Source organism: Streptomyces sp. JHA26, from assembly GCF_002005565.1.
In the GTDB taxonomy this organism is placed as follows: Bacteria; Actinomycetota; Actinomycetes; order Streptomycetales; family Streptomycetaceae; genus Streptomyces.
In genome coordinates this window covers 78,169-84,241 of record NZ_BDJC01000033.1, presented here as the reverse complement: position 1 = coordinate 84,241, position 6,073 = coordinate 78,169, and the positions used below count along the sequence as shown (strand labels likewise).

Here is a 6,073-nt window from a genome sequence, read left to right as displayed (position 1 = left end):
GGCGCCCGGCGGCTGGTGCACGAGTTCGCGATCGAGAGCGCCCCGGGCGCCGGCACCCGGATCCGCGGCCACCCCCGGGCCGTCCGCGGCGAGCGGCGGCGCCCCGGGCCGGGGCCACGCGCCGTCCGGTCCGCGCCCGCTCCTCCTCGGGACGTACACCTCGGCCGAGGGCGGCGGCCGGGGCATCGGCCTGGCCGCGTACGACGCCCGCACGGGCCGCGTCACCGGCCGCGGCACCCTCACCGGCGTGGACGATCCGTCGTACCTGGCGGTCCACCCGGCCGGGCACACGCTGTACGCGGTGAACGAGCGGGAGGACGGCGCCGTGACCGCCGTACGCCTGTCCGACCGCGAGGTCCTGGGCAGCCGGAGCACCGGCGGCTCCGCGCCCTGTCACCTGTCGGTGCATCCCGGCGGGCGGTGGCTGCTCAGCGCGAACTACGGCTCGGGGAGCGTCGCCGTGCACCCCGTCGACGCCTCCGGCGCGCTCGGCGAGCCGACCGACGTGGTCACCCACTCCACTCCCCCGCCCGGCCCCGGCCGGCAGGGCCCGCACGCCCACCAGGTGGTCACGAGCCCGGACGGGGGGCATGTCCTCGCCGTGGACCTGGGCACGGACACCGTGTACACCTACCGCCTGGACGAGAGGGCGGGCACGCTCACGGAGGTCTCCCGGGCCCGCACCCGGCCGGGCGCCGGACCGCGCCACCTGGCCTTCCATCCCGGCGGGCGGTACGCCTATCTCGCCAACGAGGCCGACAACACGGTCGCGGTCTGCGCCTACGACCCGGGCACGGGGCGCCTCACCGTCGGCGAGGCGCAGTCCACCGGTACGGGGCCGGGCACCAACTACCCGGCGCAGATCCTGGTCACCGCGGACGGCTCGTACGCCTATCTCGCCAACCGGGGCCACGACAGCCTCACCCGCTACGCCGTGGCGGCGGGCGGTGCACAGCTGCGGCTGCTGGACACGGTGCCGGTGGGCGGCGGCTTCCCCCGGCAGATCGCGTTCTCCCCGGACGGCGGGCTGCTGTTCGCCGCGAACCAGCGGTCCGGCACGGTGAGCGTGTTCCGCGTCTCCGCGGACACCGGCGAACTGCGGCTCGCCGGGGAGCCGTTCGCCTCACCCGTCGCCGTCTGTGCGCTGCCGCTGTAGCGCGCGGGGGCAGCCGGCCGCGCCCGCCTGCGCGAGCAGCACGTGCATGCGTTCGGTGAGCTGCGCGACGTCGTCGGCGGGCGCGTGGAAGGGCAGCCGTACGTCGCCGTGGGTGCGGGCACGCTCGATCCGCAGCGTCAGTCCGTGCCGGTCGACGGCGAGGGGGCGGACCCGGACCGCGCCGTGCAGGCTGTCCGCGCCGACGAGCCGGGTGAGCCGTTCCACCGCGTCACCGTGACAGTCGGCGAGGTGGGTCAGGAGCCGGGCCTCTGCGGCGGCCAGCGGGTCGGGTCCGGCGGCGGCGAACTCGTCGAGGCCGACCACCACGGCACCGGACGGCTGCCGCAGCACCACACGCGTGGGACGGAACACCAGGTGGCCGTCGTCGGCGGCGAACCACCCCGCGAGCCAGAGCCGGGCGCGGATCCGGCTGCGCACCGGGACGGGCGCCACGTCGGCGAACTCCAGCACGGCGGAGGGCTCGCCGCGGGGTGCGCAGAGGGCCGCCGTGTGCAGGAAGCTGTCCTCGGGCAGGTCCAGCAGCACCCGGCCGCCCTCGGTCACGGTGTGCGCGCCGACGAACTCCTCGCGACCGCCCTCCGCGGTCACCGCGCAGGACCATGCGGCGGCGAGCACGGAGCGGGCCCGCTCCGCCGCGGCGGGCGCGGCCGCCCAGGTGTGGTGGTCACCCATCCCAACCTCCGTCGTCAATCATTAGGTAAGGCTTGCCTAACCTATCGGAGATCGGGGCGTGCGCCAACCAGGACGTGCCTCGTTCCGTGCGGCCTTCTCCGCGCACGAGGGAGCGTGCGGTGGCGAACCGGGTGCCCGTGACGCGGCGGGACGCGCGCCCTACAGCGCGATCGCGCCCAGCAGGGCCCGCGCGCACAGGTCGCGCACCTGCTCCCGGGCGGGTCGCGGGTCCCGCAGCCACTCCAGGCAGACCGCGGTGGTGAACGCCAGCCAGCCGCGCACCGCCAGCCGCACGTCGGCCCGTTCCCCGAAGGCCGGGCCGAACTCCGGGTCGGCGGCCAGGGCGGCGAGGATCTGCCGCTCCTGCGCGGCCAGCGCCCTGCGGTACACCCGGCGCACGGCCTGGTCCCCCGTCGCGTCGGCGCGGTGGAAGGCGCGGTAGCCGTGCGCGTGCTCCCGGACGTGCTCCAGGTACGCGTCGAGGCCCGCGGCGAGCTGCTCGCGCACCGGGACGCCGGGCACGGCCGCCGTCAGGCGCAGCATGCGCTCGCTCTCACGCTCGACGACCGCGGCGAAGAAGTCCCTCTTGGTCGGGAAGTAGTGGTACAGCAGCCCCCGCGAGACCTCGGCGATCTCGGCGACCCGCTCGATCCACACGTCGTCGTAGGGGCTCTCGGAGAACAGCCGCGCCCCCACCGACAGCAGCTGCTCCCGGCGCTCCTCGCTGCTGAGCCGGCGGCGCGTGCGCCCGCCCTGGTTCGCGGCCATGTCCGCACTGTACTTGACGCCGGTTCAACGACGGGACGACACTGGGGCCGCTGTTGAATCCACGTACAACAGGCCTGAACCCGGCACCGTGGCAAGGGAGATCGCGTCATGGCTCGGACGAGGACGGAAGCGGCCGCGGACGGGCTGCCGAAGGGGTTCCGCAGCGCCGAGCTGGGCTGGCCCGAACTGCACCGCATCCCGCACCCGCCGCACCGGCTCCCGCTGCTCGGGGACGTGATCGGGGCGAGCCGGAGCACACCGATGCAGGACTCGCTGCGCCACGCGCGGCAGTTGGGGCCGATCTTCCGGCGGCGGGTCTTCGGCAAGGAGTTCGTGTTCGTGTGGGGTGCCCGGCTCGCCGCCGACCTGGCGGACGAGTCGCGCTTCGCCAAGCACGTGGGGCTCGGGGTGGCCAACCTGCGGCCGGTCGCCGGGGACGGGCTGTTCACGGCGTACAACCACGAGCCCAACTGGCAGCTCGCGCACGACGTCCTGGCGCCCGGGTTCAGCCGGGAGGCCATGGCCGGCTACCACCTCGTGATGCTGGACGTGGCCGGGCGGCTGACGGAGCACTGGGACCGCGCCGAGGCCGCCGGGCGCACGGTGGACGTGCCCGGCGACATGACGAAGCTGACCCTGGAGACGATCGCGCGCACCGGGTTCGGGCACGACTTCGGGTCGTTCGAACGTCCCCGGCTTCACCCCTTCGTGACGGCGATGGTCGGCACGCTCACCCACGCGCAGCGCCTCAACACCGTGCCCGCGCCGCTCGTGCCGTGGCTGCTGCGCGGCGCGAGCCGCCGCAACGCCGCCGACATCGCCTACCTGAACCGTACGGTCGACGACCTGGTCCGGGCCCGCCGCGCCTCGGACGGCGGCGACGGCGACCTGCTCGACCGGATGCTGGAAACGGCCCATCCGGACACCGGTGAGCGCCTGTCGGCGGAGAACGTCCGCCGCCAGGTCGTCACCTTCCTGGTGGCCGGTCACGAGACCACCTCGGGCGCGCTCTCCTTCGCGCTCCACCATCTCGCCCGGCACCCCGAGGTCGCGGCCCGCGCCCGTGCCGAGGTGGACCGCGTCTGGGGCGGCACCGAGGCGCCCGGCTACGAGCAGGTGGCCAGACTGCGGTACGTGCGCCGGGTGCTGGACGAGTCGCTGCGGCTGTGGCCGACGGCGCCCGCCTTCGCACGGGAGGCGCGCCGGGACACGGTGCTGGACGGCACGCATCCCATGCGGCGGGGCGCCTGGGCGCTCGTCCTCACCGGGATGCTGCACCGCGATCCCGACGTGTGGGGGCCGGACGCGGAGCGGTTCGACCCGGACCGCTTCGACGCGAAGGCGGTACGGGCGCGTGCCCCGCACACGTTCAAGCCGTTCGGGACGGGTGCGCGGGCGTGCATCGGGCGGCAGTTCGCGCTGCACGAGGCCACGCTGGTGCTCGGGCTGCTGCTGCGCCGCTACGAGCTGCGGCCCGAGCCGGGTTACCGGCTGCGGGTGGCCGAGCGGCTGACGCTGATGCCGGAGGGACTGCGGCTGCGCCTGGACCGGCGGGCCCCTGTCCGGGAGCCCGCCCGGGACAGGGCTACCGCCGAGGGGCCCGGGACGGAGGGACCCGGCGCGGAGGGGCCCAGGACGGAGGGGCCCGGCGCGGAGGCCGGGGCGGTGTCAGAGGCCCGCTGTCCAGTGCGCCGGGCGGCCCAGTGATCCCGGCAGCTTCGTGCCGGCGCCGCCCCGGGCCGCGGTGAGCTGCGGCTGGGTGAGGAAGAAGGCGCCCGTGAGGTCCGCGTCCGTCAGGTCGGCGTCGCGCAGGTCGGCGCCGATCAGGTCCGCGCCCCGCAGGTCGGCGCCGGTGAGGTCGGCGGCGATGAGGTAGGCGCCGCGCAGGTCGGCCCCGCGCAGGTCGGCGCCCTTCAGGCGGGCACCCATCAGATCGGCGTTGCGGCGGTTCTTCTTCTTGCCGCGGGTACCGGCGCGCACCAGTTCGCTGGTGCGCAGCAGGAGCACGTTGACCCGCTGCCGGTGCGCCGCCAGGTCCAGCGCGGCCAGGTCCTCGGGGGGCGCGGCGGCGAGCCGTTCCGTCTCGGCCAGCATCCGGCGCACGTCGGCGTGGACCGGCCGGGCGGCGGGCAGGGCCAGCGCCTCGGTCAGGTACCAGAGCAGCTCGTGCAGGTGGCGGACCACCGGGAACACCTCGAACACGCGGCGGGCGTGCCCGGGCGGGCCGGTACGCCAGTCCTGTCCGCCGAAGGTGACCTGGGAGACCCGTTGCCCGGCGCCGAAGCAGTCGTAGACCGTGCAGCCGGTGAAGCCCTCCGGCCGCAGCCGGGCGTGGATCCCGCACCGGTTGTCCTCGCGCAGGTTGCCGCAGGGGGTGCCGGCGTCCTTGTCCACCGGGAAATCGGCCGACCGCGCGAACGGCAGCGCCACGCAGCACAGCCCGAAGCACCGCTCGCAGTCCCCGCGCAGTTCCGTCCGGCCGGTCTCTCGTTCTCGCATGGCGTTCAGCATACGGACCGGGGACCGGCACCCCGTCGGGGTGGTCCGGCCCCCCACCTGGTCATTCCTTCTCGTCCGGCACCTCCAGGCGGGCGAGCCGCTCGGGATCGGCCAGGATGTACAGGCCGGTGATGCGGCCGTCGGCGACGGTGACGGTCAGGACCGACCGGGGGCGGCCGTCGACCATGCTCACCAGGCCGAGCGAGTCGTTGACCCGGACCAGCCGCGCCTCGGCGTTGTACTGCGCGAACATGAGGGCCGACTCGGCCACGGCCTTCGCGCCCCGGAGCGACTTCGTCCCGCCGATGCCGCGGACCAGGGTGCCCGCGTCGGCCCGCAGGGTCACCTGCGGGTGGAGGACGGCGACCAGCGCCTCGAAGTCGCCGCCGCGCGAGGCGGCCTGGAAGGCGTCCAGCGCCTTCCGCTGCCGGCCGAGATCGGGCTCGGCGGGCGGGCCGGCGTCCCGGACGCGGCGGCGGGCGCGGGAGGCGAGCTGCCGGGTGGCGGCCGGGCTGCGCTCCACGACCGGGGCGAGGTCGTCGAAGGGCACGGCGAACATGTCGTGCAGGACGAACGCGAGCCGCTCGTCGGGCTCGAGCCGCTCCAGCACCACGAGCAGGGCCACGCCCACCGAGTCGTTGTGCAGCGCCTCCTGCTCCGGGTCGTCGGCCGAGAACGGGCCGATCACCAGGTCCGGGACGAACGTCTCGTCCATCGACTGCTCGCGGCGCGCGGTGCGCGAGCGCAGCAGGTCCAGGCAGATCCGGCCGGTCACGGTGGTCAGCCAGCCGCCGAGGTTGTCGACGGCGTCCGGGTCGGTGCGGCCCAGGCGCAGCCAGGCCTCCTGGACGGCGTCCTCCGCCTCGGCCAGGGAACCGAGCATGCGGTAGGCGATCGCCTTGAGCTGTCCCCGGTGCTCCTCGAAGCGCTCCGCCAGCTCGGTGTCGTCGGTCATCC

General features: G+C 75.4%; 6 protein-coding genes. 2 read left to right on the top strand and 4 right to left on the bottom strand.

The window, feature by feature from the left end; translation table 11 throughout:
- Positions 1-1,156, top strand: a 1,156-nt coding sequence (locus tag JHAT_RS20865) for a lactonase family protein (RefSeq protein WP_077799750.1), incomplete at its 5' end; no start/stop codon positions are given.
- Here JHAT_RS20865 and JHAT_RS20860 read toward each other — a convergent pair.
- Positions 1,124-1,849 (bottom strand): DUF2470 domain-containing protein, encoded by a 726-nt coding sequence (locus tag JHAT_RS20860; RefSeq protein WP_077799749.1) that lies wholly within the window; start codon positions 1,847-1,849, stop codon positions 1,124-1,126. The genes JHAT_RS20865 and JHAT_RS20860 overlap by 33 nt on opposite strands.
- A 159-nt stretch (positions 1,850-2,008) precedes the next feature.
- Positions 2,009-2,617 carry a TetR/AcrR family transcriptional regulator gene (locus JHAT_RS20855; RefSeq protein ID WP_077799748.1) on the bottom strand — a complete coding sequence of 203 codons (609 nt, stop codon included), beginning with the start codon at positions 2,615-2,617 and terminating at the stop codon, positions 2,009-2,011.
- Positions 2,618-2,725: 108 nt separating this feature from the next.
- On the opposite strand from JHAT_RS20855, the gene JHAT_RS20850 reads away from it, so the two are divergent.
- Positions 2,726-4,324, top strand: coding sequence for a cytochrome P450 (locus JHAT_RS20850; RefSeq protein ID WP_077799747.1), 1,599 nt, complete (start codon positions 2,726-2,728; stop codon positions 4,322-4,324).
- Here the strand turns inward: JHAT_RS20850 and JHAT_RS20845 are convergent.
- Complete coding sequence (locus JHAT_RS20845) at positions 4,286-5,128, bottom strand: pentapeptide repeat-containing protein (RefSeq protein ID WP_077799746.1); 843 nt, start codon at positions 5,126-5,128, stop codon at positions 4,286-4,288. The two genes, JHAT_RS20850 and JHAT_RS20845, sit on opposite strands and share 39 nt — an antisense overlap.
- Positions 5,129-5,177: 49 nt before the next feature.
- On the bottom strand, positions 5,178-6,071 hold the full coding sequence (locus JHAT_RS20840) for a sigma-70 family RNA polymerase sigma factor (RefSeq protein WP_077799763.1): 894 nt from the start codon (positions 6,069-6,071) through the stop codon (positions 5,178-5,180).
- Positions 6,072-6,073: the final 2 nt, after the last annotated feature.

Excerpts from the sequence above, each read along its gene's own strand:
- JHAT_RS20860 (WP_077799749.1), bottom strand. The coding sequence starts at position 1,849 with ATGGGTGACCACCACACCTGGGCGGCCGCGCCCGCCGCGGCGGAGCGG.
- JHAT_RS20855 (WP_077799748.1), bottom strand. The coding sequence starts at position 2,617 with ATGGCCGCGAACCAGGGCGGGCGCACGCGCCGCCGGCTCAGCAGCGAG.
- JHAT_RS20850 (WP_077799747.1), top strand. The coding sequence starts at position 2,726 with ATGGCTCGGACGAGGACGGAAGCGGCCGCGGACGGGCTGCCGAAGGGG.
- JHAT_RS20845 (WP_077799746.1), bottom strand. The coding sequence starts at position 5,128 with ATGCTGAACGCCATGCGAGAACGAGAGACCGGCCGGACGGAACTGCGC.
- JHAT_RS20840 (WP_077799763.1), bottom strand. The coding sequence starts at position 6,071 with ATGACCGACGACACCGAGCTGGCGGAGCGCTTCGAGGAGCACCGGGGA.